Annotated in this window: 20 protein-coding genes and 1 pseudogene; 6 read left to right on the top strand and 15 right to left on the bottom strand. The window is 46.1% G+C overall.

The window, feature by feature from the left end:
* Window positions 1–31 precede the first annotated feature (31 nt).
* Complete coding sequence (locus tag NSS94_RS09755) at window positions 32–1,306, bottom strand: ABC transporter substrate-binding protein (RefSeq protein ID WP_341039222.1); 1,275 nt, start codon at window positions 1,304–1,306, stop codon at window positions 32–34.
* 242 nt (window positions 1,307–1,548) lie between these two features.
* Here NSS94_RS09755 and NSS94_RS09750 point away from each other — a divergent pair, with 242 nt between their 5' ends.
* Window positions 1,549–2,397: a copper amine oxidase N-terminal domain-containing protein gene (locus NSS94_RS09750; RefSeq protein ID WP_341039221.1), complete on the top strand. Its 849-nt coding sequence runs from the start codon at window positions 1,549–1,551 to the stop codon at window positions 2,395–2,397.
* A 141-nt stretch (window positions 2,398–2,538) separates the two neighbouring features.
* On the opposite strand, the gene NSS94_RS09745 is transcribed toward NSS94_RS09750, so the two are convergent.
* From NSS94_RS09745 to NSS94_RS09725, 5 genes are all read right to left on the bottom strand, one after another.
* A complete protein-coding gene (locus NSS94_RS09745) occupies window positions 2,539–2,880 on the bottom strand; it encodes a darcynin family protein (protein ID WP_341039220.1) in 342 nt (113 codons plus the stop codon).
* Between the two features lie 82 nt (window positions 2,881–2,962).
* On the bottom strand, window positions 2,963–3,544 hold the full coding sequence (locus tag NSS94_RS09740) for a Crp/Fnr family transcriptional regulator (RefSeq protein ID WP_029516774.1): 582 nt from the start codon (window positions 3,542–3,544) through the stop codon (window positions 2,963–2,965).
* 125 nt (window positions 3,545–3,669) lie between these two features.
* Complete coding sequence (locus NSS94_RS09735) at window positions 3,670–5,511, bottom strand: adenine deaminase (protein WP_069011364.1); 1,842 nt, start codon at window positions 5,509–5,511, stop codon at window positions 3,670–3,672.
* Between the two features lie 153 nt (window positions 5,512–5,664).
* Entirely contained in the window at window positions 5,665–8,043 is a 2,379-nt protein-coding gene (gene helD / locus NSS94_RS09730) for an RNA polymerase recycling motor HelD (RefSeq protein WP_239645170.1), read from the bottom strand.
* 356 nt (window positions 8,044–8,399) lie between these two features.
* Entirely contained in the window at window positions 8,400–9,431 is a 1,032-nt protein-coding gene (locus NSS94_RS09725) for an FUSC family protein (protein ID WP_175405266.1), read from the bottom strand.
* A gap of 204 nt (window positions 9,432–9,635) precedes the next feature.
* Here NSS94_RS09725 and NSS94_RS09720 point away from each other — a divergent pair, with 204 nt between their 5' ends.
* Together NSS94_RS09720 and NSS94_RS09715 are read left to right on the top strand one after the other, a co-directional pair.
* On the top strand, window positions 9,636–10,940 hold the full coding sequence (locus NSS94_RS09720; RefSeq protein WP_049816954.1) for an MFS transporter: 1,305 nt from the start codon (window positions 9,636–9,638) through the stop codon (window positions 10,938–10,940).
* A 93-nt stretch (window positions 10,941–11,033) separates the two neighbouring features.
* Window positions 11,034–12,203 (top strand): glycosyltransferase family 4 protein, encoded by a 1,170-nt coding sequence (locus NSS94_RS09715; RefSeq protein ID WP_029516770.1) that lies wholly within the window; start codon window positions 11,034–11,036, stop codon window positions 12,201–12,203.
* Between the two features lie 135 nt (window positions 12,204–12,338).
* Here the strand turns inward: NSS94_RS09715 and NSS94_RS09710 are convergent, their stop codons facing one another.
* The 6 genes and pseudogenes from NSS94_RS09710 to NSS94_RS09685 all read right to left on the bottom strand — a co-directional run bounded on the left by NSS94_RS09710 (window position 12,339) and on the right by NSS94_RS09685 (window position 18,641).
* On the bottom strand, window positions 12,339–12,971 hold the full coding sequence (locus tag NSS94_RS09710; RefSeq protein ID WP_029516769.1) for a DUF2238 domain-containing protein: 633 nt from the start codon (window positions 12,969–12,971) through the stop codon (window positions 12,339–12,341).
* A gap of 25 nt (window positions 12,972–12,996) precedes the next feature.
* A complete protein-coding gene (locus NSS94_RS09705; RefSeq protein WP_025721733.1) occupies window positions 12,997–13,200 on the bottom strand; it encodes a YwbE family protein in 204 nt (67 codons plus the stop codon).
* Window positions 13,201–13,263: 63 nt separating this feature from the next.
* Window positions 13,264–14,004: a DUF1361 domain-containing protein gene (locus NSS94_RS09700; protein WP_029516768.1), complete on the bottom strand. Its 741-nt coding sequence runs from the start codon at window positions 14,002–14,004 to the stop codon at window positions 13,264–13,266.
* A gap of 313 nt (window positions 14,005–14,317) precedes the next feature.
* A pseudogene (locus NSS94_RS09695) lies at window positions 14,318–14,615 on the bottom strand (sugar phosphate isomerase/epimerase); the annotation flags it as partial.
* A gap of 200 nt (window positions 14,616–14,815) precedes the next feature.
* Window positions 14,816–17,368: a beta-mannosidase gene (locus tag NSS94_RS09690; protein ID WP_029516767.1), complete on the bottom strand. Its 2,553-nt coding sequence runs from the start codon at window positions 17,366–17,368 to the stop codon at window positions 14,816–14,818.
* 205 nt (window positions 17,369–17,573) lie between these two features.
* A complete protein-coding gene (locus NSS94_RS09685; protein WP_341039219.1) occupies window positions 17,574–18,641 on the bottom strand; it encodes a LacI family DNA-binding transcriptional regulator in 1,068 nt (355 codons plus the stop codon).
* Between the two features lie 280 nt (window positions 18,642–18,921).
* On the opposite strand from NSS94_RS09685, the gene NSS94_RS09680 reads away from it, so the two are divergent.
* Complete coding sequence (locus NSS94_RS09680; protein WP_341039218.1) at window positions 18,922–20,613, top strand: ABC transporter substrate-binding protein; 1,692 nt, start codon at window positions 18,922–18,924, stop codon at window positions 20,611–20,613.
* A gap of 71 nt (window positions 20,614–20,684) precedes the next feature.
* On the opposite strand, the gene NSS94_RS09675 is transcribed toward NSS94_RS09680, so the two are convergent.
* Genes NSS94_RS09675 through NSS94_RS09665 form a run of 3 tightly spaced genes read right to left on the bottom strand, consistent with a single transcriptional unit; the run spans window position 20,685 to window position 22,873 of the window.
* On the bottom strand, window positions 20,685–21,908 hold the full coding sequence (locus tag NSS94_RS09675; RefSeq protein WP_341039217.1) for an MFS transporter: 1,224 nt from the start codon (window positions 21,906–21,908) through the stop codon (window positions 20,685–20,687).
* 2 nt (window positions 21,909–21,910) lie between these two features.
* Entirely contained in the window at window positions 21,911–22,471 is a 561-nt protein-coding gene (locus tag NSS94_RS09670; RefSeq protein WP_029516763.1) for a GNAT family N-acetyltransferase, read from the bottom strand.
* Window positions 22,472–22,510: 39 nt separating this feature from the next.
* Complete coding sequence (locus NSS94_RS09665; protein WP_069011357.1) at window positions 22,511–22,873, bottom strand: DUF2500 domain-containing protein; 363 nt, start codon at window positions 22,871–22,873, stop codon at window positions 22,511–22,513.
* 407 nt (window positions 22,874–23,280) lie between these two features.
* On the opposite strand from NSS94_RS09665, the gene nrdI reads away from it, so the two are divergent.
* Both nrdI and nrdE read left to right on the top strand, forming a co-directional pair.
* Complete coding sequence (gene nrdI, locus NSS94_RS09660) at window positions 23,281–23,640, top strand: class Ib ribonucleoside-diphosphate reductase assembly flavoprotein NrdI (protein WP_016819181.1); 360 nt, start codon at window positions 23,281–23,283, stop codon at window positions 23,638–23,640.
* Window positions 23,627–25,711: a class 1b ribonucleoside-diphosphate reductase subunit alpha gene (nrdE, locus tag NSS94_RS09655; protein ID WP_029516761.1), complete on the top strand. Its 2,085-nt coding sequence runs from the start codon at window positions 23,627–23,629 to the stop codon at window positions 25,709–25,711. The genes nrdI and nrdE overlap by 14 nt, the downstream gene beginning before the upstream one ends.
* Window positions 25,712–25,727 lie beyond the last annotated feature (16 nt).

The raw sequence follows: 25,727 nt of genomic DNA, 5'->3' as shown, positions 1-25,727 counted from the left end.
TTATCTTCCTCCCGTAACTGGTCTCGTATCATCACTGCTGAGCTTTCCAGTATATGCGTATTTGGCGCAACAGCTCAGCTTTATCTATCTTTCCACTGATATAGCTTTGGATAGATGCTCCTGTGATGCCCCCATGATCAGGTGGGAGGGTTGCCATAAACGGTAGTGTCTTTCCGGTCGAGATATACGACTTGATTGATCGTCCCAAAGGATCGGCAGGCTCTAAATCAATATTTTTAAACGCAGGTACCGTATTAGCCTTGTTTACCAGAAAATCTTGTCCGGACTTGTCGTATACCAGCCAGTCCAGAAACTTCTTTGCTTCCTCTTGCTCCTGAGGTGTGGTAGCTGTGGAGTCAATGAAAATATACTTTGTTACACCGACTGTAATCTTAGCATTGTTAGGGTCATCCGTATTATCGCTTAACGGAAGGGGCAAGAAACCGTATTCCTCATTTGCTGTATCATTACTCTTAATCCCAGCCCAAGCCCAGTTGCCCATAAACCAAAGCCCCACTTTTCCCTCTCCTAATGCTTTGGCTCCATCGTCATACGTGCTGTCCAAAGGCGAATTCTTATTGATGCTGTTATCCTTGAGCAGGTCTAAAGTTTGTACCCATCCAGACATTACATTATTTTGGGACATGTCTATGGAGTTATCCTGCATACCCTTAACAAACTCCGGAAAGCCCCCAGGCTGAACAGAATAAGATAAAGCTAAAAGATGTGAGCCGAGAGACCAGTCCATTGGTGAAAGCATGACCGGTGCTACTCCCGTCTTCTGAATTTTAGCCATTAATGAGTTCAGGTTGCTTCTACTTTTTACCGAGGAAGCATCAAAAGCCCCCCCTGTTGCTTTGTCCAGCACTTTCTTATTGTAAATTAATCCGTAGCCTTCCACTGCAAATGGAAACCCCAGCACAGCATCACTTTTCTTAACGGCGTCAAGTCCATTTTCTATCGTATCAGCTACCCACTTTTCTTTGCTTAAATCAACAGCTTTATCCAGGAATGTCTGCGTGTCGCCTGGATCAAGCATCGACATGGTAGCTGGACTTCCTGAGCCGTACATCGACATCAGCTTTTGATATGCAGACGTCCCCTCAGGAGCGGTTATAATTTCTAAAGATACTTCAGGGTGCTCTTGATTGTATTGTTTTGCTACTTCCTCTAACTGGGTTTTTATTTCAGATTTAGAATTCAAAAGTGTAATCTTGGTCGTCTGCTGTGATAATGGTGAAGCTGAACAACCTATAAACATAATTAAACATGCTAGAGAAATCGCAACTTTTAGCTGTTTTCTCATTAACTTCCCCCCTAAGGATTTGCTTTCATAAAATTTATGAACAATATTCAATGTTATCGACATAATCCTTCGCGAAGGTTAGAAGTTTTTCGTTGGTAAATACCGGAAGTTAAATAATAGTACAAACAGGTTGTTACGTTAAGTTAACAGACAAGACAGCACAACAAATTTTATCCAATCGCGTCTTAATATGGGGGAAAGTTACTTCACAACAAATTTAATCAAAAAAGGGGCAATCATTTATGAACAAAGCATTCTTTTGGGTTTTTCTTGCAATCTTTTTATTTATTTCATCATCCACTACTTATGCAGCAGAAAATCAAATCAAAGTTGACGGTGTGACTGCTACATCCGATGTGAAGCCCGAAATGAAGAACAACCGTTTAATGGTACCTCTACGTGTTATTAGTGAAAGTTTGGGGGCTAGCGTCGAATGGTCCAATTCCGAGGTTATTCTCGCTAAAAGCGATATGAAAGTGAAATTAGCAATAAATAGAAGTACAGCGGAGAAAAACGGCGAAAAGATACTGCTTGATGTAAAACCATACACGAAAAACAATCGCATATATGTTCCACTTCGTTTTATTGCAGAGACGTTTGGCTGCAATGTCAATTACAGCAACCTTGCAGTGACTGTTGATACTAAACCACTGTTCATAGACGGTGTACAAGTAAAAGCATTGCAATATGAATACCATATGTTTATGGGCGGCGTAGTTCAGCAAATTAATGGAAATGCATTTAATGAAACCATCTATAGTATTTTTGCAAACAACATAGGTGAAAAGGTTGAAGCACCTGCAAACTACTCTTGGAGCTTCACTATTGACACACTTGGGTCTTATTATAAAAATGCACAATATGATTTTTTAGACAAAAAAGGGAAAAGCTTAGTCCGTTTTGATATTTATTCTTTAATTAGTCCTGTTCCATCTGAACTTTCAACAGAATATCCAGAGATTTTAGTTCATGACGTATCGAAAGATGAGTGGTATTTGTTTAATGATACCGCAAGAAAATCCATTAATCAGTTAATGTTTACCGCTGGGAAGAACGGTTTTCTGAAGATCATAAGTAACACAACTGTATAATGTGGTTTTTCTTATTACACTTTTTTCGTCTCCAAAAGATAAAAGGCAAATTCCCAGCTGAACATAAGCAGCACAGGAATTCGCCTTTATTAACCGTATATAAGATGAACTCTTCATTTTACATAGAAAGCGGAATGACGGTTATTTTTCCATCTGTAGGATTTCTGACTCATAGGACTGAAATGCATTTTCCATACCCATCACTACATCTTTAATCTTCATGTATCCTTTGGTATACGGCTCCGAATCGCGAATTTCTTCCCACATATAGTGATATTGCTTCATATCCTCTGTTTCGCAAACGACGAAATCGGTGTAGTCCTTTCCAGGCAATGCTTCTGCATCAAAAAACCGAACCTGAACCTGTTCGTTATACTTTTGAATGGTAGCCTGCAAGGTCCCCGCATGTTTTCGACGTTCCTCCCGAGGAAGAGCCAACCAGGAAGGGTAGAATTCCAATAATACAATCATCATATAACGCATATGCCTATCTCCTTTTTTGGTGAAGCTTGAATGATGTATCGTTATTGTACGCTGCTTGTCTACAAATTCGCATTAACATAGGTTAATGCGGATCACTACGCAGCAAACGACTAAGTGACACAGGGGAGACGCCTATGTAAGAAGCTATATGATATTGGGCAACTCGCTTGTCCAATCCGGGGTATTTGAGGAGAAAAGCGTGATAACGTTCCTTAGCGGAGAGGTACAATAATTCGCGTTCCCGCTCCTCTTTTCGAATGTAAAGTCTCTCTACACTCTTGCGCACGAATCTTTCCCACATATGGCTTGTATCCATAAGCTCCTTCAATACGTGATATGGAATTTCAATGACAACCGAATCTTCCATTGCCTCAATCGAAAAAGTGGAGGCTTCTTCTTGGATCATAGCCCCATAAGAGGTTACGTAATCATCTTCTGGCGAAAAACCGACATTATATTCTCTGCCATCTGCTAATGTATAAAATAAACGGAATAATCCCTCTGAACAAAAATAGGCATGTTTCACAAGCTCACCTGCTTCAATGAGAACCGTTCCCTGCTGAACATGCTTCACACGGGTTTGCTCTACAAACCTGTTCCAATCCTGCTCTATAATCGAGGCATGATGAGCCATTTTTTCTAGTGAACGATAATAGGGATGCATCTGCCCACCGCTCCTTGACTTTTATAAAGAAATCGAAGATAACTTTTATGGCTTCGTATATGAAAAACAGGGGTTATCCCTTAGGTCTGGACAGACCCGCAGGACAACCCCAGCAACGTGTTCTTTCAGACTTCCGCAGCATCCTCTTCCACGAAAAGAGATACCTTGCGAATACCATCCGCTCCAATCACGACAAGCCCCTGATCCGACAGGCGGATTTCAGGGATAACGACCAGTGCGAGCAGTGACAGTGTCATCAGCGCGTTGTTCAGCATGCAGCCGGCTTGCTGAAGCGCGCGGCTGATACTTTCGGACTGCGCTGCCACCTCTGCAAACGGAGCTGGTGACATCAGCCCGGCAATAGGCAGCGGGAAGCGCGTCTCACCCGAGGCGGATACGACCACCACGCCACCACGCAGGCCAACAGCCTGCTTCGCCGCCTGGGTCATGAGCTCGTCATCATTACCAATGACGAGCAGGTTGTGACTATCATGCGCGACGGTCATGGCAATCGCAGCCGGCTCAGTGAAGCCGACACCTGTCACAAGTGCGACCGCGTGACTGCCACTGGCATGATGTCGCTCGAAAACGGCGATTTTGCACAAATCCTGCGCAGGATCTGATGCAACTTCACCATCACGCACCGGAACGGTCATCCGCACTTCCTTCGTGTCCACGTGATTTTCCGTAACACGAATCACCCGTACGGGTACGTTCCCCTCCTGTACTGGAGCCGCAATGCGGAAATCTGCTGCACTCAGCTCTCGTCCCAGATGGACCGTGTCCATTACTTCCGCAGGATAAACGAATCCGTCCCAATCGGCGACCATTTGACCGTGCTCGGCCACCAGCTGGCCCGCTGCGATGGTAGCCGTCACATTCACTTCGGCCAATCGGCCATCAAGCAAAATAATGTCGGCAATCGCACCCGGAATGATCGAGCCGATGTCCCGTGCCACGCCGAAGCGCTCTGCCGTATTCAGCGTAGCCATCTGAAACGCGGTTACGGGCTTGACGCCCTGTGCAATGGCATGACGCACAACGAAGTCCATCTGCCCTTCATGGAGCAAGGATTCTGCGCTGCGGTCATCCGTTACCAGCATCATGCGGCGCGTGTCGAGACCCATTTCCGTGCTGGCGCGGATCGTCTCGGCCACATCATGCCATGCGGAACCTTGCCGCATCTTGGCATACATGCCGAGCCGGATACGCTCAGCTACATCCTCGGGCGTGACACACTCGTGGTCGCCCGAAATTCCCGCGGCTGCATAGACCGGCAGTCGCCAATCATCGGAGGCCCATGTAAAATGGCCATCCGCCACCTTGCCCGCGCGCAGCGTGGCCTGAATTTCCCCGATCATCACATCGTCTCCATAGACGACACCAGGGAAATTCATGACTTCGCCCAGCCCGATCATATCCGGGCCCCAGCTTAACGCTTCTGCGACTTCCACCGGGCCGAAGGAGGCACCCGTCGTTTCCAGCTCCGGGCCTGTGGACGGCACGCAGGAAGCCACCTGCATGTAAGCTGCCAGCGGTGTCGTACGGGCTTCGTCCAACATCAGACGAAGCCCTTTTAGACCCAGTACATTAGAAATTTCATGCGGGTCAAAAAAACCACCCGTCACTCCCAGCGGCAGTACAGCCTTAGCAAACTCAGTTACCGTAAGCTGCGTGCTTTCGATGTGACAATGTCCGTCCAGTAACCCCGGTGCCATATAGCGGCCATCCGCTTCAATGATTATGGTGTCTTCACCAATCGCATGACTGACGTCCCTACCGACGTAAGCGATACGAGAACCTTGCACAGCAATAGACATGCCCGGCAGCAACTCGCCCGATACCACATTGACCAGTGTTCCTCCGCGGATCACCAGTGATGCCTTGCGCTCCCCTCTAGCTGTAGCTACTAACTCGGGTACACACTCCGCCAGTGGCGGCCGTTGAAATACACTCTTCATGTCCATTACGTTTGTAACCTCCGTTTATGCTTCTTACCTGTTTTGCTTATTTGCTTATGTTACTGGAATACGCTCCATAATGCCAGCCAACTCTATATCTATTCAAACATCGCAAAGGTTCCTGTGGCATTTGTCCCCAGCTGATTGCCAATATCCTCTCTACAGAACACGATCACTTTCTTCCACATTGCGGGTATACGTATCCGAATCCCGTAAACTCACGAATGGTGTAATCTCCCCTATGCTATAAATATGCAGCAAATGCATCGCTCGCGTACAGGCGGTGTAGAACAACTTACGCTCACTCTCACGCTGGTATTGTTTCGCTGATCCGTCATAAATCAGGACCGCATCGAATTCCACGCCTTTTGCCAGGTAGGCTGGAATGATATGAATCCCCTTTTCAAAAGCGGGGGTTGTTTTCTTAATTAATTTTGGCTTCACTGACAGCTGTCCTTCCAGCGCTTCGTAGGCTGCCGCGCTTTCGTCAGCATTTTTACAGATCACCGCGATGGACTCATAGCCTTCTGCCAACAATTCAGTGACATTCCCAGCTATCCGTTGATGCAACTTTTCACGTGAACGCACCTCGGTTACCAGAGGCTTCTCACCCTTACGGTTAAACGGTACAATGTGCTCTCCCCCAGCGACCATCCCCCGGGTAAATTCCACAATCTCCTGTGTCGAGCGATAGCTGCGTGTCAGGGAAATCATCTCGGTCTGGTCTGCTCCATACAGGTCATACAATGGTTCTGCATCCTGAAGCACCGAGGCATGGGCATAGATGGCCTGATTAAAATCACCCAGTGCCGTCATTTTAGCCTGTGGAAATAAACGCTTGAAGAACGCCAGTTGGAATGGGGAATAGTCCTGTGCCTCATCAATAAAGACGTGACGGATGTTGCTATTGGAACGGAAGCCCAGCATCAGCTCACGCAAATATAAAAAGGGGGTTACATCCTCATACGCTAACTCCCCAGCCTGAATTCGTTGCAGGGTTTGCCGACTAATTTCACCCCAGCTGACGGGCAGCTCTGCATGATTCGCCAGTTGGCTCAACAGTGTCTCGTTCATAAACAGCTCGCTGTAGAGCCGGGTCGTATCTACGAAGCGAAGCGCCTTAATCCATTTGCGCAGAGGCTTTAAGCGGTCACTGACCACCATACGCGCCAATATTTCTCTTTCACGTGCAAAATCGTCGAAAGTATCGCCCTTATTCTTGGATTTACGGCGCATACGGTTATAGGCACGCTGATAATCCTCCGGCTCCATCAGATCCATCTGTTGATCCACCCATGGGGCGGAGCATTCTTCCTTACCAAAGCGGGCCAGCTCTTTAAGCATCCAATCCCGCAGCAGTTCCAATCGATTCGCCAGTCGCACCGTAGAGTCGAATTCATAAAACTTGCGTGCCATCTGCTCTACTGAAACCACCTCACGTCCCTGAAAGCGGATGGGTTTAAAACGCATGCCCTCCTGCTCCAAATACGCCTTGTAGCCTGTAATCACATGTAAAAACGTCTTAGACGATTTAAAACGGATACCTTCCATCCTGGCTTCATACCCAGGCAGTAACGACGCTGAAAGCACATATTCCAGCTGTTCAAAGGGATCTTCTAACTGAAACTCCCGGCCCAAACGCCGCTCCAAATATTCCTGAAACGTGGCCTGAAGCATATTTTCCTCACCCAATTCAGGCAATACCGTCGAAACATAACTGTTAAACATCGGGTTTGGCGAAAATAACACGACCTGATCCGCTCGCAAGCGATCCCGATACTTATACAGCAAATACGCTACTCTCTGAAGCGCTGCAGAGGTTTTGCCACTTCCTGCCGCTCCCTGAACAATAAGCATACGGCTTCGGTCATCACGGATGATTCGATTCTGCTCCTTTTGAATGGTAGCGACAATACTTTTCATTTGAGCATCCGAGCTGCGGCTCAATACGGCTTGAAGAAGTTCGTCTCCAATCGTCACCCCTGTATCGAACATAAAACGAATTTGTCCATCACGGATCGAGAATTGACGCTTAAGCGTGAGCTCTCCATCCATCTCCCCTGCCGGAGTTTTATAAGAAGCGGGACCCGGCATGTTATCGTAATAAAGATTGGAAATAGGCGCGCGCCAGTCATAGATCAGAAATTCCTCATCTTGATTATCAAGCAGGGAGGCAATCCCCAGATAAACACGTTCCGCAGTCTGCCCTTCCTCAGCAAAATCAATGCGTGCAAAATACGGTGAATCAAGCAACTTTTTCAAACGACCTAACGCCTCTGTGGAATGCTTGTGTCTTCGTTCCCGCTCAGACAAAATCTCAGACTGCTGACGCAAACTGGTGGACGTCTCGCCCACATCATCCGCCTCACTGAAATTGATCGTTACCTCATCCCAGAAGTCTTTACGCATATCGACGACATCTCCGCGCACAGAACCAACCTCTGTCTCTAGCTTCCGAATACGCCCGCTAATTACTGCGGTCACATCTTCTACTCTTCGTTGTTCTTCATTCCATTGCTGTTCAGTAGTCACTGGCATCGCTCCTGTTCCGTTTCCTCCTGCTCCACGCAGGGCTCCCTTGCGTACAAACTATGCTCTATTATGGACCCGGACATACCCGCGGCATCCCCCTGCTCCGGGAAAATTGACTAATCCTTTGAAACATGCTATAATGTAAAAAGAAGTGTAACTCACAATTTATGCATATGGTTTTACCATAAAACAGAGCATTCTCTATTGTAGCAAGTTCAGTCCCTGTTCGCAACCAGCGGGCTTTTTTTGTGCGTTCTGGCAACCTTCTATTAACCTGTTCTGACATACTTGAATTCATTACATAAAAAAGCGACCGTTCATCTGATTGATGAATGCGGTCGCTTTTCTTTTAGAAAATTCGCCTATCTGCTCTCTTCCACAGGATGAATATGATCGGCCAATCTGCTCAACCTCTCCAGCTGATGACCGTAGTCGTACATGGCCGCAGCCACAATAGAAAGCCGCAGCATTCCTTCCTGACAATGGTCAAAACGTGTAATCGCATGCTTCATAAATTCGCCGTTCGCCTGCTGGAACAATTCACTTTCGTCCTCGTTCGGTTTTAGCTTATTTTCGAATTTCAGTAGAGCGTGCTCGTGAAAACGAATCAGCAACTCCAGGTGACTGTCAAAAAAAGCATCCGTTCCCTTTGGCCGTAAAGACTGGAAGTAGTGCCTTTCCACCGCATCCAGTACCTCATATCCTTTGTGTAAACTTCCGAGCATTTGTTTGTATACTACCATTTGTCTCGTTTGACTAAACTTGGAGCGCTTGAGCTTCTTCTGCTCTTCCTCGAACAAATGATATTTGTCCGACAGCGATTTAATGGCTCCCTCTAGATTTCCTTTTTCCTCTTTAAAGACAGACTCCTTAATCTCATCGGAAATGGCAGTACGCAGCAGCAAGGACATGCTGTTAAATACATTTTGAATCTGATTAATAAACTGCCTTTTCGGTTTCGGGGGAAAAACGCTAACATTGATGACAAAAGCAGACACAATCCCAATCAAAGTGAGCGCAAAGCGGGTCACCGCAAATTTCCAGTCCCCTGAGGCTTCCATTACAGAAACAACGGTCACGAGTGTCAATCCAACCGTATCAGCCATATTTATTTTCAGACATATCATAAGTACCAATACACATACGAGTCCGACTGCAATCGGCTCATTCGAAAATACCATTCCGCCCAGCAATGCCATGATTGCACCTAGTGTGCTTGTTTGGAGTTGATCCAGAAAATAACGCCACGACCTATATATCGACGGTTGCATGGCAAAAATAGCGGCTATCGCTGCCCCCACAGGCGAATGGGTGTTCAAAAGCGTGCTCAGAAAAAGGGCGAGCGTCACTGCAATTCCCGTTTTCAACACCCGTGCTCCAAAAGCCAAAGCCATCCCTCCTGCTTACCTTTCAAATTTATTCATACCGAATTACTATAATGAAAATTCAATGTAAAGTCCATGCTTTATTATTACCCAAAACAAGCGAAGATCAGGAATATTTATGAAATGTACAGTTCCTGATAGAATACATATCAACAGTATTAACTTATTTGCAACACGTCACAGGAGGAACTCATCGTGTCATGGACTAGCAAAATGTTAGAAGAGCCCCGAAAGTGGCCGCGTAATATCCGATTGTTTTTTATGGCCAATCTGTTGTACCAGATGGGCACGGGAATGTTTTCTGTACTGTATAACCTGTATATCCAAGGGCTTGGCTTTGATGATGATATGAACGGCCGGGTGGTCAGCATGCAGGCGCTGGCGACGGCGTTGCTGTTCATTCCGGTCGGATTTTTGGGGGATCGGACGAGCCGCAAAAATATGCTGGTCATCGGTGCATTATTCAGCGGCCTGGCCTTTCTCGCCCGTACCTTTACAGATACCAGCGGAAGCATGTTGGTATTTGCCGTAATCTCAGGTGTATTCGCCGCCTTTATTCAGGTGCTGGCCGTGCCTTTTTTAGCAGAAAGCATAAGCAAAGCCCAACGTTTAAAAATATTCAGCTATTACTCAGCTCTTGTACTGGCAGCCCAAGTCCTGGGCAGCTTCGGGGGTGGCGTACTCGCAGATGGGCTGCAGACGTGGGGAATCACACCGCTATCCAGTCTGCGGGTTGCTCTGTTCCTTGGAGGAATGGCAACATTGACTGCTTTTATTCCTCTATTGTTCATCACAAAAACTACGGCAACCGTAGAAGCACCAGCTCCTGCCGAATCTTCATCTCAAACAGAACAAGTACAGACGCCGCACAGTACATCCGATATCCCTGCCTCGGAGACACCTACTGCTGCTTCTGATCGCCGGGTTATTGGACAATTTGTTCTGGCCCAGTTTTTTCTTGGACTGGGTTCAGGTCTGGTCATCCCGTATCTTAATTTGTATTTTACGAACCGCTTCTCCGTATCGCTCAGCGCAATGAGTTTACTGATTGCACTCGGCCAGCTCATGACCATCCTCTCCATGTTGATCGGACCTACCCTCGGCAGCCGAATTGGTCTAGTCAGAGCTGTAGTTGGCTTCCAACTGCTTTCGCTACCGTTCCTTCTCATTACAGGCTTTACAAACGTGCTATGGATCGCTTCCATCAGCTTTCTATTCAGGCAAGCGCTAATGAATGCAGCCAATCCGCTGCAAACCGCCATTCTCGTCGAACGTGTGTCAGATAAAAATCGTGGCATTGCCAACTCCATTCTCCAGACGACCTGGATGCTAGGCACCGCAGGTATGGGACTTGTACAAGCCTATCTGGTTACAACTTATGGCAACTACTGGGGCTATGCCATCACATTTAGCATGACAGGTGTTTTCTATATTTTGTCCTCCCTCGTCTATTACAGGATGTTTCGAGAAAAGCGTCCGTCCGCGAGCCAGCTTTTACAAAACCCGGCAGGCCCGTAAACAAAATCATGACACAATAAAAGCCGGAGCCTCCAAGCGGACTCCCTTGGAACGTCATAGGATAAATGAGAATGGCGGAGGAGGAATGAAGGCATGCTTCGAGTTGCATTATTTACGGACACGTATACGCCTGACGTGAATGGCGCTGCTCTGACCCTGGAACGATGGATTGGCTATCTGGAGACACATGGAGTATCTACGCTCGTCTTCGCACCGGAGGCAGACCATCATCTGCCCTCTGGGCCGGGTGTAGAGCGATTTCGAAGTATTCCCTTTTTGTTGTACCGGGAATGCAGACTTGCGATCCCCAACGCCAAACAGATCAACGAGCGTCTGTCAGCCTTTTCCCCGCATTTGATTCATGTCGCTACTCCGTTTAACCTTGGCCTGTATGGAACAAGCTACGCAGCCAAACACCATATTCCACTCGTTGCCTCATATCACACCCACTTTGATAAATACCTTGAATATTACAAGCTTCGCTGGCTTGAACCTGCGTTATGGAAATACATGCTCTGGTTTCACAGACATTGCGAAAGGGTATATGTCCCCTCTCAATCAACCATGGAATTATTGCGCAATAAAGGAATGGGGCAGCTCGAAATCTGGAGCAGAGGCATTGATACCGACCGATTTCAACCAAAGGTGGACCGTCATACAGTATGGAAGAAATGGGACGTTCATGCAGATGCATTTGTTATTTTGTATGTGGGCAGGCTTGCACCAGAAAAGGGGATAGACACGTTACTAGATTCCTACCTCCAGTTACCTGACGACGTCCGCGCAGCCTCTGTGCTGGTCATTGCAGGAGATGGTCCATTATATAAGGTCAAAACTGCAGCGGATATAGGGGCGCCGGAGCATGCACTCCACTGGCTTGGTTTTGTGAAAGGGCCGGAATTAGCTGAACTCTACGCCGCAGCCGACGTATTTCTCTTCCCTTCCACCACGGAAACCTTCGGCAACGTAGTACTGGAGGCTATGGCGAGCGGTACACCTGTGGTCGGTGCCAATGAAGGCGGGGTAAAAGATAATCTAATCCATGGAAAAACGGGGCTATTGTGTCCTGCTGGGGACGCCTCTGCCTTTGCCAAAGCTGTACACCTGTTGTATGAGGATGCCTCACTTCGCGATGCTATATCCAGAACTGGTAGAGCCTACAGTCTGGAGCAGACATGGGACCGTATTTTTGAACGGCTACTGGACAGCTACATGGACGCAGCGACCCTCCATCTTGATAGCCATCCCATGAGGCGAATGTAACTCTGAGGACTTCATAGCTACAGATGCTAAAGGGTGGTTAGAAAATGCTCCTTCACGCATTCTGTAACCACCCTTCATCAGCTTAACTATTTCCCCGTCTAACTACAATTGCAGATAAAAGAAGAAAAGCCTTTGCTAATATCTTAATTGTTTCAGCAGCTTGTTATGTACCCCACTCAACAAAATCACTGCGGTCAAAGCGCCGATGAACGCAAGAAGCATATCCCATTGGGTGTCCCATACATCCCCCTGTGTGCCCAAAAAGGCTTCTGCTGCTGTTCCCGTTGCCTTGGCTACAGCAAACTCAATCAGCTCGTACACAGCGCTAATCGCCAGACACACACTAACCGTGAGGAAAGTGAGCCAGCTCCCGCTTCCCAATGGCGTTTTACGCAACAACACTTCCCTGACAATGAGTGCAGGTACAAAACCTTGTACAAAGTGCCCAAGTCGATCATAATAATTGCGCTCCAGTCCGAACGTGTCCCGAATCCAGTTGAACAGTGGCATTTCGGCATAGGTATAATGTCCGCCCACAATCAGGATCAATGCGTGCAGCCAGATTAGGGTATATACCAGATTGGTAAACCGAAATCTTCGGTACAGAGCCGCCAGCAGTACAGCTCCCAAAACTGCTGGGAGAACTTCCAGTACCCATGTAAAATAATCCGCCGGGCGAATCAAAGACCAAATGAGGGCAAGCGCCAGCAATACAAGTAAAACAAGCGGGTAGCGATCATTTTTAGACCATGCCGTTGCCTGGTTCATCGTCATTCCTCCTCAGCCCAAAGCTCTAGCCTTCGTTCGTTACGATATGTTTGACACGCCCAACCTGTCCGTCTGTCAGACGCACTTTGATTCCATGCGGATGACGTGGGGAATTAGTCAAAATATCTTTCACCGTTCCTCGCGTCAACTTACCGGTAGGCTGATCCTTTTTAAGTACAATATCTACCTGAAGACCAGCGCGGATGTCGGATCGATTCTGTCCGTTCATTGTAGCTATTCCTCCTTTGTTTTTATATTTATGATGATATTCAGCCACTCAGTTACAACAAAATCACCAACGACGCCATTCGTCCTGGCGGCTGTTCCCCATCCAGACTACGCACATCGTGGATACATAGCTGACGAGCAAAATAACGAATACCATCCCGCTAAACTCCACAAAATGAGTACGTTGCAAGGAGTCTGCCCATATGGAAGATACCTGTGCATACAGTTGAGAAGGCGCAGAAACAATATCCCATGTGTTCCCTCGAAAGAAACGGCCAATATAAATACCCAGGCTGCTCAACAAGAGTACCGCCATCATAAACAGCCAACTAACAAGCCCACCACGTGCACGTTGTACCAACTGTCGTACGGATTCGAGTGATACAAATCCCATTGTCAGGCCAAGTATGGCTACCAGCAGCATCCCCAATACATGATTCCAAAAGTACGGATTTCCCCAGAAACGTTGCTCCCCGAGAAACGGATATCTGGCGAATACATGCAGCAAATCTGTGATCAAATAGGGTGTATTGGGATAAAAGAAAAGCCATGCCGCCCCCGTGACCCAGAGTAAAAAAGTCCTCGTTCCTCGCCTCCACGAGCTATACACTACATCAAGCAGCAGCGTCAACAGCATAGGAATCCAGGCCAGCATCATATTCCACCAAATAAAAAGATAAGGGCGGCCCCCTGAGGGCAGTCGCACGTTAATGATCCACAATGTACTGATTACGGAGCATAAGGCCAGTGTTAAAAAAACATAAAGTTTTACTGGATAATTTAACGATCTTAAACGGGCATACATACGTGTCTTTCCCTCCTTGTAACCGTCCTGCCTTCCTGACGTTCCAATTTACACCTGTTCTGGACAGTGTACACCACAATGGCTTCAAGCTCAATGGAAGCGCTCCACCTCTGCATAAATGAACATAAAAAGACATCTATTCTTTGGGAATCGACCCCATCCCGAAAAATAGATGCTTACTGTGTTTTAGACTTCACTCACAGGTAAAGGCGTAGCTCCGGTAGTTTTAATATTCGGGCAGCATGAATTAGCATAATACCGCTAACGGCATTATAAATTCCGTTGCTGCGCTCTGTCCATTCGCCATCTGTCGTCCGGGATGCACAATTCCCGCTTTTGCTCCGTACTGATGCGCATATTCCACAGATTGCACCAGCAGTTCTATCGCACGTTGTCGCTTGGTCTCATCGTCAAACCCGAGCAGAACGGAATTCGTGCTAATTCGGATCTGGTGTATGAGGAAATGTATTGTACACACTCGATATGCCGATTTTCCCCCGCTCAATCATAGGCTCAATCGTCGTTAGCATTTCCCGGGTAATGTTATAATTCAGCTCCACCCTGCTAAAGTCCAACTGACGGATTTCCTCTACAAGTTCTCGGCCGCCCATATGTTTTTTTATATTCCAACAGTTAGATGCTGAATAGATAAATTTCTTACAAATGATCTGTTATCACTCAGCTCCCAAGCCTTCTTTTGTTATGTATATGAACATTATGAAATCGCTCCACATATCACAAAAATAAATTTATATTATAAAAAAAAGCCTATCCATCATCTACTTAAAGACGGATAAGCTTTTACTGTTGTCTAACCTTGTATCCAATTGACTAATGAATGTACTGCCAATGTACCCGGCGCAGCTGCCACAAATGCCGCTGAACCGTTGTGCAAAGCCAAAAATTCCACTGTTTTTGGAATACCGGGAGCCAGATCCAGATGGTTGTCGCTGAAAATACCTTCCTGCTCTGCCGATAGCCACACGTGTCGGGCAAGTACATCCGAACACAGCATGAATCTGCTAGCCTCGCTTCCCTGAATCTCTGTCACTTCAATTTTTGCCTGCGGTAAATCCATCTCTTTCGTGTCTGCAAAATAAATTTCACTGGAGATCACCTGTTCACCATTCTGCGTCAGACGCGCGACCAGCATATGCTCCGCACGGTTCAGGCCACTCAGCCATTTGTCGATAGGCAGTATATGTACAATTCCTGCACCACCTGCTGGTTGCTTTACCTTAACATTCTCTTCACGAACAGCCTGGCTGCTTCGGATATGCAAAAGCGTCAGCCGCAGCGTACCTGATATCGGCTCTAGTGTATCGTTGACCAGATGTAGTGCCTTATTCCCCTGTTCTGTATCTGTTGCACTCAACAACACATCGGCAAAGCTACGCTTAGCCGTATATTGGAGCGCCTTCCAACGACCAAAATAGTCCATACTCGACCAGGAGGCAACGGGCCAGCAATCATTCATTTGCCAGTATAATGTTCCCATGCAATAAGGCTTGTGACGACGATGCGCCTCTATAGCTGCTTTCATTGCTTCTGCCTGTAAAATTTGGCTCATGGGAAGAAAACCCGTAAAATCCTTTGGTTCTCGCATGTACCGCTCCATATATTCTTTAATCAGACGATTGCCCGCACCGTTCTTCTGATGTGCCAGCATCACCGCAGATTCCAGTTCCAAATCCTTCTCTTCCGCATAAGTACGAACGGACTTGTATTCAGGAAAAGACTGAAAACCATATTCACTCATAAAACGGCCCACATGTACATGATAATTCTCAAACGGCTCAGACGCGTGCCATACACCCCAATAATGAACATCGCCTGCAGTTGAAGACCGATGGGCATGCTGGTTCCGATCCCTCGTCAGGTCAATTAGCGGGGAGGAGGGCCAATATGCTGTCTGCGCTGACCAGGTGCATACCGCCTCCGGTAGAATCCGATGAAAGAGCATTTCATAATCATCCCACAGGCGTTCCCGTTGCTCAGGTGTGTAGTTCTTTTTCCAGCCCCAGCCTCCATTCTCTTCATAATGCGCCCACGCAGAATCGATCTCATTGTTGCCGCACCATAAGGAAATACAGGGATGATTACGCAGCCGCTTGATATTGTCCTCGGCTTCCTGTGCCACATTGTCTATAAAATCTTCATCGCCTGGGTACATACTGCAAGCGAACATAAAATCTTGCCATACGAGCAAACCGTATTCATCACAAAGCTCATAAAATACGTCTTGTTCATATATACCGCCACCCCACACTCGCAACATATTCATATTCGAGGCGGCTGCGCTGGCAATTTCATACCGATATCGTTCCATCGTAACTTCAGTGACAAAGCTGTCATTCGGAATATGGTTAGCCCCTTTTGCAAACACCGGAATTCCGTTCAGCTCAAAATAAAAGCTCTCTCCTGCTGCATCCCGTTCCCGTACAAGACGGATGGAACGCAGTCCCGTTTTTACTGATTTTTCCGCGATTACAGCTCCTTGTTCTTGTTCCACTAATTCGGCCACAAACGTATATAGATGCGGCTCCCCCAGTCCACGGCACCACCACAGCTTCGGCTTCTTCATCTCCAGCTCCAGCTCCACTGTCTGCTTCCCCTTCAGCAGCCGAACTGGCTTGGACCACACTTTGCCGTCAGCAGAAATACGCAACTCGGCATCTCTAATCTCATCTGCATTTTCGATCTCTACCACTGCCATGAGTTTAGCCCCTGCCGAACTCACTTCGTCCTGTCGAATAAACAAGTCTCTCACGATCAGACCGGACCAAGCCTCGATCCGAACCTCTCTCCAGATACCGCTCGTCACCAGCCTCGGTCCCCAATCCCAACCATAGTGGTAAGGAGCTTTACGTGCGAAAACGCTTACCTTTTTATCGGACAAACCACCTATTTCGGACTGATCATTGGGTGCAGGGAGTCCATAACCTAAGCTTTCCAGCTTGGGTACATCTTCAGCAATCGGAGAACGAAAACTGATTTCTAGCCGATTTTCCCCTTGCTGAACCAATGCCTTCACATCCCGTCTCCATACTCGAAACATATTATTGGCTGACAAGACAGATTGATCATTCACTTTTACATCCGCGTATGTGTCCAGACCTTCCAACACCAACTCTACACATTGACATTGAAGCTGATCTGCATTTATCTCAAAATGGGCTTCATATATCCAATCCTGCTTATCAATCCACTGTACCTCCATCTCGTTCATACCCATAAACGGATCAGGAATTTTGCCATGTCGTAAAAGATCGGTATGCACACAACCCGGCACTTTCGCGCTGAGCCACTCATCACTTTGTGCTTCTCTAAACCTCCAGCCATCCAACCCTATCACATTAACCATCGTCACAAGCCTCCCTATAAGCATGATTGGGAACATCTGGATTCGTCAGTAACATAACAAAAATAACATTAAGCTAACAAAGTAGTCAATTGTTTTTTTGGAACAAGTGACAAAATACAAAATAAAAGTCGCCCTCTGCCCCAAACAGGCTAAAAGCGACCTCCTTTGTCTTCACGATGTATGGTGTCACACACGTATCTGGACATTAACTATATGTGATTGTGCTGATGGGACGCTCACGGTCATCATTTTCCCGACTGATCCGGGGTGCATGAACTTCCCGTATGAATAGCTCAGCATGTAGCAACTTTTTCTCGACAGGCGAGTTCGGGTTCGTTATGCGCCACAACAATTGGTCCACTGCACGCATTCCCAGCAATTCCTTATCCACTCTCACCGTGGCATAAATTGGCATTTGTTCATTCGTATCGTCAAACCCGGTCACTCCGCAACGCCTCGGAACGTCAATCCCCTTTTCTTTCAGCACATCCACGACCTGCGCAGCAGTCACATCATTAGCACACACAAAAACCTCAGGCAGTTTGTCCTCAGACAACTTGTCCATTTCCTCAGCAAGCGCCTGCGCTCCTCCGTGAAGAAGGGCTTTATTTTGTCGCAATTCTACTCCGCTCATTTCCAGTGTGGAACGACATGCTTCCCAGCGTTCGTAGAAACTGTGAGCGTCATCAATATGACCCACAAACTGAAAGCGGGTGTAGCCCCTGCATAGCAAGTCCTTCATTAATTCACTCATGCATGTGCGATTATCTGTAAATACCGTATCACTTAAAAATGCAGAATCCCAATGATCTACCATGACGACCGGAATACCCATCCGATAAATGTTCAGCAACAATGAAGTTGAAATCGTCCCCACTGTGATAATTCCTTTAATCGCCTCCGGGTTCAGTAAAGAAAACATATCTTCAGTCGAGGGCTCCGTTAACGTGATCATATCCATACCCTTACGGTTCAGACGCTCAGAAATCCCTTCAAATACTGGCCCCCAGTATCTAGACTCCCTGTTCTGATACCTAATATTCGGAAATAACACTAGCACGGTACCTGACCATTCTCTGGTATCTGTGTCCCGAGGCTCTACCCCTGTCATTTTGGGGTGACTGCGAAAATAGCCCATCTGGGCGGCAAGCTTGACCAGAACCGCCCTTGTCTCTTCACTTACACCGGGTTTGCCTGATAGTGCACGCGAAACAGCGAACTTTGAAACGCCCGCCGCATCCGCAATTTCTTGCAACGTTACTTTTCCACGCATCTTCTCACCCAACCCTATTCGGAGTCTTTTTCTATCTTAACCTTTCTAATACACGGGTGTATCTATAAACTGGTACCATCGTAGCATACTTTGTTTTAGATCATCAAATGATAGATTTGTACAAATCCACACCCTCCACCAAAATATGTTTGCTTAATAAAAAAACAAACTGCATAACAAGCAATTATAAATAACTTGACGAGAGGTTCTTTATTTCCTACAATTCACTATTGAAAGCACTTACATTGTGTAAATCATACTTATTAAGGGGGATTTGCAAATGTTCATGAACAGGTCGGTACGACAGAGCTCCATTCTACTCCTGTCTTTGCTGCTGCTCGTTACAACGGGCTGCGCGAATGGAACAGGCGGTAAGGCAGAAAAGGAAGATCCTAATGACACCAGTCCCATTACATTTACTTTCTTTGGCGGTGATTCCAGCTCTAACTGGAACAACATGAAGGATGCTGTCGGGCAGGAAATTATCAAGAAAACGGGTGTTACGCTAAATGCCGAACATGCTGTCAATGGCCGAGGCGAGGAAAAGTTTGCTTTAATGGCAGCGAGCGGAGAGTATCCAGATCTCGTGTACCCCAAATCAGACATTGGCAAGTTGGTCGATGCCGGAGCACTCATTGACTTAACAGATCTCATTGATAAATACGGCCCTAACATTAAGAAAGTGTATGGAGACTATTTTAATCGTATTAAATATAGTAGTGAAGATCCAGCCATTTACACGATCCCGACCAATTTGGGTGTGGATCACATCGCGTTTGATGCACAAGCTGGCTTCGAAATCCAGCACCAGGCACTTAAGAAGCTCGGATACCCTAAAATCCGCACCGTTCAAGATTTTGAAAAAGCACTTAAAGATTATGTCGCCAAATATCCTACCACCAATGGCCAGCCTACCATCCCCCTATCACTCGATGCCGAGGACTGGAAAATTCAAATTACAGTGACAAACCCGGCTGTTACTGCTACAGGTGGACCCGACGATGGCGAATATTATATTGATCCTAAAACACACAAAGCCATTCTTCACTACAAGCGCCCAGAAGAACGTGAATATTTCCGTTGGTTGAACCATATGTACAATGAAGGACTGTTGGATAAGGATACTTTTGTGCAAAAAAGTGATCAGTACAAGTCCAAAATCGCCGCAGGCCGTGTCATCGGACTCATTGATCAGGAATGGAACTATCAAGATGCCGAAAATGCGCTCAAGGCAGCAGGTAAGGATGAATTCACTTACGCCCATTTTCCAGTCACTTTAAATGAGAAATACGAGGACCATTCCCTTCAGCCCATCGGCTTCGATACTGCATCCGGGATCGGAATTACAACCTCATGCGAAAATCCGGTGCGAGCTATCAAGTTTCTGGATTTTCTGGCTTCCGACGAAGGACAAATTTTACGCAATTGGGGAATTGAGGGCCAGCATTACAACGTAGAGAACGGCAAACGAGTCATTCCGGCGGATGTGCAACAACGTAAAAACACCGATAACGCTTCTTTTAGCAGAGAGTCGGGAATCGGTTTGTACTGGATATGGGGGCCACATTACGGCGATAGCGTGAAGGACCCTTCTGGCAACTATTACACAACCAATTATCCGGAAATGATTACCGAAAATTATAGTCAAGCCGAAAAAGAGTCCCTTCAGGCATACAAAGCACAGACGTGGAAAGACCTGTTCCCGAACGAAAAGGATTTTCCGGTAAAAGAGTGGGGTGCTGCCTACAACATGCCTGTTCCGACCAATACGAATTACAATGTTATTTATCAAAAGTCGCAGGACATTGTACGCAAACGCATTCCTGAGGCCGTACTCGCCAAGCCAGATCAGTTCGACGCTGTGTATGACCGCATGCTCCAAGAGCTGGATCAGGCGGGTGTGCCAAAGGCTGAAGAAATCTACACTGGCCTAATTCAAAATCGGCTGAAACTGTGGTACGGCGAAAAATAGGGTTTGCCTTTTTAATGAAATATTACAGGGCTGACAGACCATGCTGTTCAGCCCTTCTACATTAACTATTATTACATATTCTGTTTGGTTTCTTTTTCTTTCCAAGAATTACTTTTCCCTGATACACGATTGACGTAAAACAATAAGATGATAGGAATCAACGCAATCCCCCCACACATTACCCAAGATATTTGAATAGGTGTTTGATCGGAAGACAAATCCGTAAAATTACGACTGATGATCCCTGTCACGATTAAACCTATGCACATGCCTAATTGTGAAATCGCAGAATCCAGAGATAGTAGTGTAGAACGATACTCATTAGAGATTCTTTTGTTCAGAAAAATTTGTTTGGCAACCGGGTACATGCCGCGCCCCATTTCATAGATCAAAAAGGTAAGCAGTACAGGATAAAATGTGTTGAACGCACCGGCAAAAATGAGCCATACTCCAATCATGCCGCAAGCATACATGAGTATATGTACATCACTGTATCGTGCGCCTAGCTTTCGAACCAGGTAGCTTCCCAAAGTCATACATAGTGAATACCCTGCCTTGATAAACCCCATAATCCAAATCCCTTGTTCGGAAAGGCCCACCAGACGTGGCTGTTGAAATGTATTTCCAGCCGAGTTTGAAAAGCTGATAAATAAGCCAATCATAAACACAATCCAGATAGACTTATTTTCAAAACCGATACGGACACTTTCTCCGATAATCGTTTTAATGCGGGTAGTGGACGTCTTTCGATGAGCCACATTCTCCTCATCCATATAAAAGAAGCATAGAAAAATGCATACAATAATAGATAAAATGCTAACCGCCCATGGAAGTGAATAGTTAAAAGTTGCGAGAAAGGCCCCCAACAGACCACAAATAAATCCTGAAATGTACTGTATACTGTTAGAGATTGTAAAAAGAACTTCCATGGGCTTATCACTATTTTCCACAACCCATGATTCCAACGAACCTGATTGTAAACATATAGCCAGACCTCCAAAGACTTGCGCAAACACAAGCACCCCGATATGATCTGTCGAAACGAACAATACACTATAGGCTAGAAAACAACAAAGTCCCAAAATAACAGAGATTTTTCTTCCATACTTGTCTGCAATAGCCCCAGTAGGTATCTCAAACAGAAAAATACTTACAAAGAATACAACCAGTAAGAAGTTCGCACTCTGCAAAGAAAGTCCTTTAGCTAATAAAAAAAGGATGAGCGTAGTCCCCGTGATTTCACTCATAAAAAATTGAAGAAAGCTGACGGAGTAATATAGCTTATGAGGTTGCACTCTCAGGATTCCGTCGATTGCTGTGCAGCCTCATATTCACTTCGCAAAATCCCCATCTGAATAATGTCATAGTATCGCCCTTCCCTGAATAGCTTTTCCCGCAGCCGCCCTTCCTCCTTGAAGCCGCTGGCCAAATAGCAACGGTGTGCACGTTCATTGAACGCATAGACCTCCAGCTCCAGTCGATGTAGGTTCAGCGTATGAAATGCAAATTTTTGTAACAGCCGGATCGCTTCCCGTCCATAACCTTTGCCCAGATCACCGTCACGCCCGATCACAATTCCAAGGGTGGCATGCCGATTCACCCAGTTGATTTTAAATAAGTCCAGTTGTCCGATATAATCCAGGGTGTCTTTATGCGCAATGACAAAACCTTTGATCTCGGGGTTGCCGTCAATCATCATCTGTACAAAAGATTCACTATTCACCTGTGAATGCGGATAGATAAACACGTCGCTTAAACCACGTGTGATTTCCGGGTCATTGACCCATTTTCGGATATCTGGTATATCCTCTTGACGGTATTCTCTCAATACAACTCGTTTTCCAATGATATGCGGCATCGTAATCTTCCCTCCGATTATGTATTTGTTTAAGCACCTTTATGCTTCCATTACTCTCACAAACTCCAGAAAACGTGTACCTTTATAATGAAGCTCCCCACGATCCCCGATCACAATCATACCAAAGTCCCTATCCTTCACCTCCAGCTCCTTACGCTCACCCCCGTCAAACTCAAAGGTGATATAATAATAGGTCGAAGCTGAAAAATCGCCTGATCCCCCACGCACTCTCGTCCGTTTATCCACAACCTTACATGAACGTTGTACCCGTTCGGCTGCTTGATTGGACAGGCCCGCTCCGATCGTTTTGACAATTCCCATAATCATTACAAAAGCAATGAGTCCAAATACGATAAAAAAGATCGTATTAAACGATTGAACTTCCATAGAATCACTTCCCATTCACTTCATCCTTTCTACAGTAAAATGTAAATTTTCCATTCAATTGCCCATTGACAAATCGTACATCTTCACCCTCAAAAACTCCAATACTTTTTTAACATACTTACGAAAAAAAAGTTCTTTCGCTCTTTTCCGCACCCCGCTTGGACTTCTACCCGATCTGGGTCCTCTGATCCCCTCTAGACCGATTGACAAAACTATATATAGATATAAAATAGAGAATGTACTCTAAATATAGTGTAAAAAACGTATTTATGCCCGATATCTTGAAGATACAGGTATGAAAATACATGTAAATATAGAGTCAAAAATCTTAAATGGCGCAGCCAGCAAGGGATTCCATCTATAATAGATCCCAGGCAATGCCGTTTTCTTTTTTCGTTAAATGTTTAAGGAGGTTGCATACCATGCTGATTGCATATGATTCCAAGACCGGCAATGTAAAAAGATTTATAAACAAGCTCAAGCTTCCAGCGGTTCAGATCGAGGAGCAAATGACTATAGAAGAACCTTACGTACTTATTACATATACAACTGGGTTTGGGCAGATACCTGAGAGGGTATCTTCCTTTTTGAAAAAGAATGCTCAAAACCTTGTTGGTGTAGCTGCAAGCGGCAACCGTAACTGGGGTGAGAAATTTGCCAAAAGTGCGGATTTGATTGCCGATCATTATAATGTCCCCGTGATTAGTAAATTTGAATTATCTGGAACGTTCGGAGATGTAGAGCGTTTTAAACAGGAGGTGAGCCGAGTTGCGGCATATTGAATTGAACAACATGTTGATGAAACGCGATACAGACGGCTTTTTCCAATTGGAAAAAGACCAAGAGGCTGTAGCAGAGTTTATGAAGGAAGTTCAGGAACGGAGTTTGAAGTTTGCTGACACAGCCGCTCAAGTGCTGTATATGATTGAGAATGATTATTACGAAAATTTCTATAACAGCTACACGGCTGACGAAATTAATGATATTTTCCATATCACTCATAGCTATAATTTTAAATTTCCTTCCTATATGGCAGCATCCAAGTTTTATACCGACTATGCAATGAAGAGTAACGACCGTAAAGTCTATCTGGAACATTACCCTGACCGGGTTGCTGCTGTCGCGCTGCATTTAGGACGCGGTAACGCCGATACGGCACGCCTGTTGTCTCGCTCGATGATGGAGCAACGTCTCCAGCCAGCGACACCAACGTTCCTGAATGCAGGCAAAAGCCGCCGTGGGGAATTGGTATCCTGCTTCCTGCTCGAAATGGACGACTCCCTGAACTCGATCAACTATGTGCTGAACACCTGCATGCAGTTGTCCAAAATCGGGGGCGGTGTTGCCGTTAACCTGTCGAAGCTGCGGGCACGCGGCGAAGCGATTAAAGGCGTAGAAGGCGCAGCAAAAGGCATTATGCCTGTGCTGAAGCTGATGGAAGACGGCTTCTCCTACGCAGATCAAATGGGGCAACGCAAAGGCTCTGGGGCAGCCTATTACAACATTTTCGGATGGGACGTGCTGGAGTTCCTGGATAGCAAAAAAATCAATGCTGACGAAAGAGTACGTCTCAAGACACTTTCGATTGGATTACTGGTGCCAAATCGCTTTTACAAGCTGGCTCAAGATAACGAACCGCTGCATGTATTTGCTCCTTACAGTGTGTTCAAAGCCTATGGAACACATCTGGACGACATGGATTTGGATGAAATGTACGACACGCTGCTCGCCGACGATCGGGTGAAGAAAAAAATAGCGATGAGCGCACGTGACATGCTGACGAAAATTGCCATGATTCAGTTGGAGTCTGGTTATCCATATATCATGAACAAAAGTAACGCGAACCAGGCACATGCTCTTAAAAACGTGGGTCAAGTCAAGATGTCGAACTTATGCACGGAAATCTTCCAGTTGCAGGAAACTTCCGAAATTACAGATTACGGACAACAGGATACTATCCGCCGGGACGTGAGCTGTAATCTGGCTTCTCTGAACATTGTAAATGTGATGGAGCATGGCAAAATCCGCGAATCCGTTCACGAGGGTATGATTGCTCTTACTTCGGTCAGCGATATGACCCAAGTAGCTAATGCACCAGGTGTCGCGAAAGCGAACCGTGAAATGCATTCCGTCGGTTTGGGTGTCATGAATCTGCACGGCTACTTTGCCAAGAACAAAATTGCGTATGAAAGCAATGAAGCAAAAGACTTTGTCCGTACCTTCTTCATGACGATGAACTATCATTCCATCGAAAAGAGTATGGAAATCGCGAAAGCGGCTGGACAAAGCTTTTATGGATTTGAGGAATCGGATTATGCGACAGGCGTATATTTTGACCGATACCTGAACACAGATTATCGTCCAACAACTGCACGTGTGCAAGAGTTATTCAAGGGCATCTATGTTCCGACTACAGCGGACTGGGACAAATTAAAAGCAGATGTGATGAAAAATGGCCTGTACCACGCCTATCGTATGGCAATTGCGCCGACTGCCAGCATTTCGTACATTCAAAATGCAACATCCAGTGTTATGCCGATTGTTGAGCAGATTGAAACCCGTACCTATGCCAATTCGACGACCTACTATCCAATGCCTTATTTGCAAAAGGATAACGTGTTCTTCTATAAATCTGCTTATCAAATGGACCAATTCAAAGTGCTGGATCTGATTGCAGAAATCCAGCCGCATGTGGACCAAGGAATTTCGACCGTGCTTCATGTGAACAGTGACGTGACTACGCGTCAGTTAGCACGTTGCTATCTGTACGCCGCACACAAAGGACTTAAATCGTTATACTACACACGCACTAAAAAGCTGTCTGTGGAAGAGTGCCTCACCTGCTCCATCTAAGCATAAATGGTAACAA

Source organism: Paenibacillus sp. FSL L8-0644, from assembly GCF_038008165.1.
GTDB classification, from domain to species: domain Bacteria; phylum Bacillota; class Bacilli; order Paenibacillales; family Paenibacillaceae; genus Paenibacillus; species Paenibacillus polymyxa_D.
Note: the sequence above shows the minus strand (reverse complement) of the source record. Positions and strands in the feature narration are given on the sequence as shown.

Excerpts from the sequence above, each read along its gene's own strand:
- NSS94_RS09690 (WP_029516767.1), bottom strand. The coding sequence starts at position 17,368 with ATGGTTAATGTGATAGGGTTGGATGGCTGGAGGTTTAGAGAAGCACAA.
- NSS94_RS09685 (WP_341039219.1), bottom strand. The coding sequence starts at position 18,641 with ATGCGTGGAAAAGTAACGTTGCAAGAAATTGCGGATGCGGCGGGCGTT.
- NSS94_RS09725 (WP_175405266.1), bottom strand. The coding sequence starts at position 9,431 with ATGGCTTTGGCTTTTGGAGCACGGGTGTTGAAAACGGGAATTGCAGTG.
- NSS94_RS09740 (WP_029516774.1), bottom strand. The coding sequence starts at position 3,544 with ATGCATCCCTATTATCGTTCACTAGAAAAAATGGCTCATCATGCCTCG.
- NSS94_RS09665 (WP_069011357.1), bottom strand. The coding sequence starts at position 22,873 with ATGGGAAGTGATTCTATGGAAGTTCAATCGTTTAATACGATCTTTTTT.
- NSS94_RS09750 (WP_341039221.1), top strand. The coding sequence starts at position 1,549 with ATGAACAAAGCATTCTTTTGGGTTTTTCTTGCAATCTTTTTATTTATT.
- NSS94_RS09705 (WP_025721733.1), bottom strand. The coding sequence starts at position 13,200 with ATGAACGGACAGAATCGATCCGACATCCGCGCTGGTCTTCAGGTAGAT.
- NSS94_RS09670 (WP_029516763.1), bottom strand. The coding sequence starts at position 22,471 with ATGCCGCATATCATTGGAAAACGAGTTGTATTGAGAGAATACCGTCAA.
- NSS94_RS09720 (WP_049816954.1), top strand. The coding sequence starts at position 9,636 with ATGTTAGAAGAGCCCCGAAAGTGGCCGCGTAATATCCGATTGTTTTTT.
- NSS94_RS09755 (WP_341039222.1), bottom strand. The coding sequence starts at position 1,306 with ATGAGAAAACAGCTAAAAGTTGCGATTTCTCTAGCATGTTTAATTATG.
- NSS94_RS09700 (WP_029516768.1), bottom strand. The coding sequence starts at position 14,004 with ATGTATGCCCGTTTAAGATCGTTAAATTATCCAGTAAAACTTTATGTT.
- NSS94_RS09745 (WP_341039220.1), bottom strand. The coding sequence starts at position 2,880 with ATGCGTTATATGATGATTGTATTATTGGAATTCTACCCTTCCTGGTTG.
- NSS94_RS09710 (WP_029516769.1), bottom strand. The coding sequence starts at position 12,971 with ATGAACCAGGCAACGGCATGGTCTAAAAATGATCGCTACCCGCTTGTT.
- NSS94_RS09680 (WP_341039218.1), top strand. The coding sequence starts at position 18,922 with ATGTTCATGAACAGGTCGGTACGACAGAGCTCCATTCTACTCCTGTCT.
- nrdI (WP_016819181.1), top strand. The coding sequence starts at position 23,281 with ATGCTGATTGCATATGATTCCAAGACCGGCAATGTAAAAAGATTTATA.
- NSS94_RS09715 (WP_029516770.1), top strand. The coding sequence starts at position 11,034 with ATGCTTCGAGTTGCATTATTTACGGACACGTATACGCCTGACGTGAAT.
- NSS94_RS09735 (WP_069011364.1), bottom strand. The coding sequence starts at position 5,511 with ATGGACATGAAGAGTGTATTTCAACGGCCGCCACTGGCGGAGTGTGTA.
- helD (WP_239645170.1), bottom strand. The coding sequence starts at position 8,043 with ATGCCAGTGACTACTGAACAGCAATGGAATGAAGAACAACGAAGAGTA.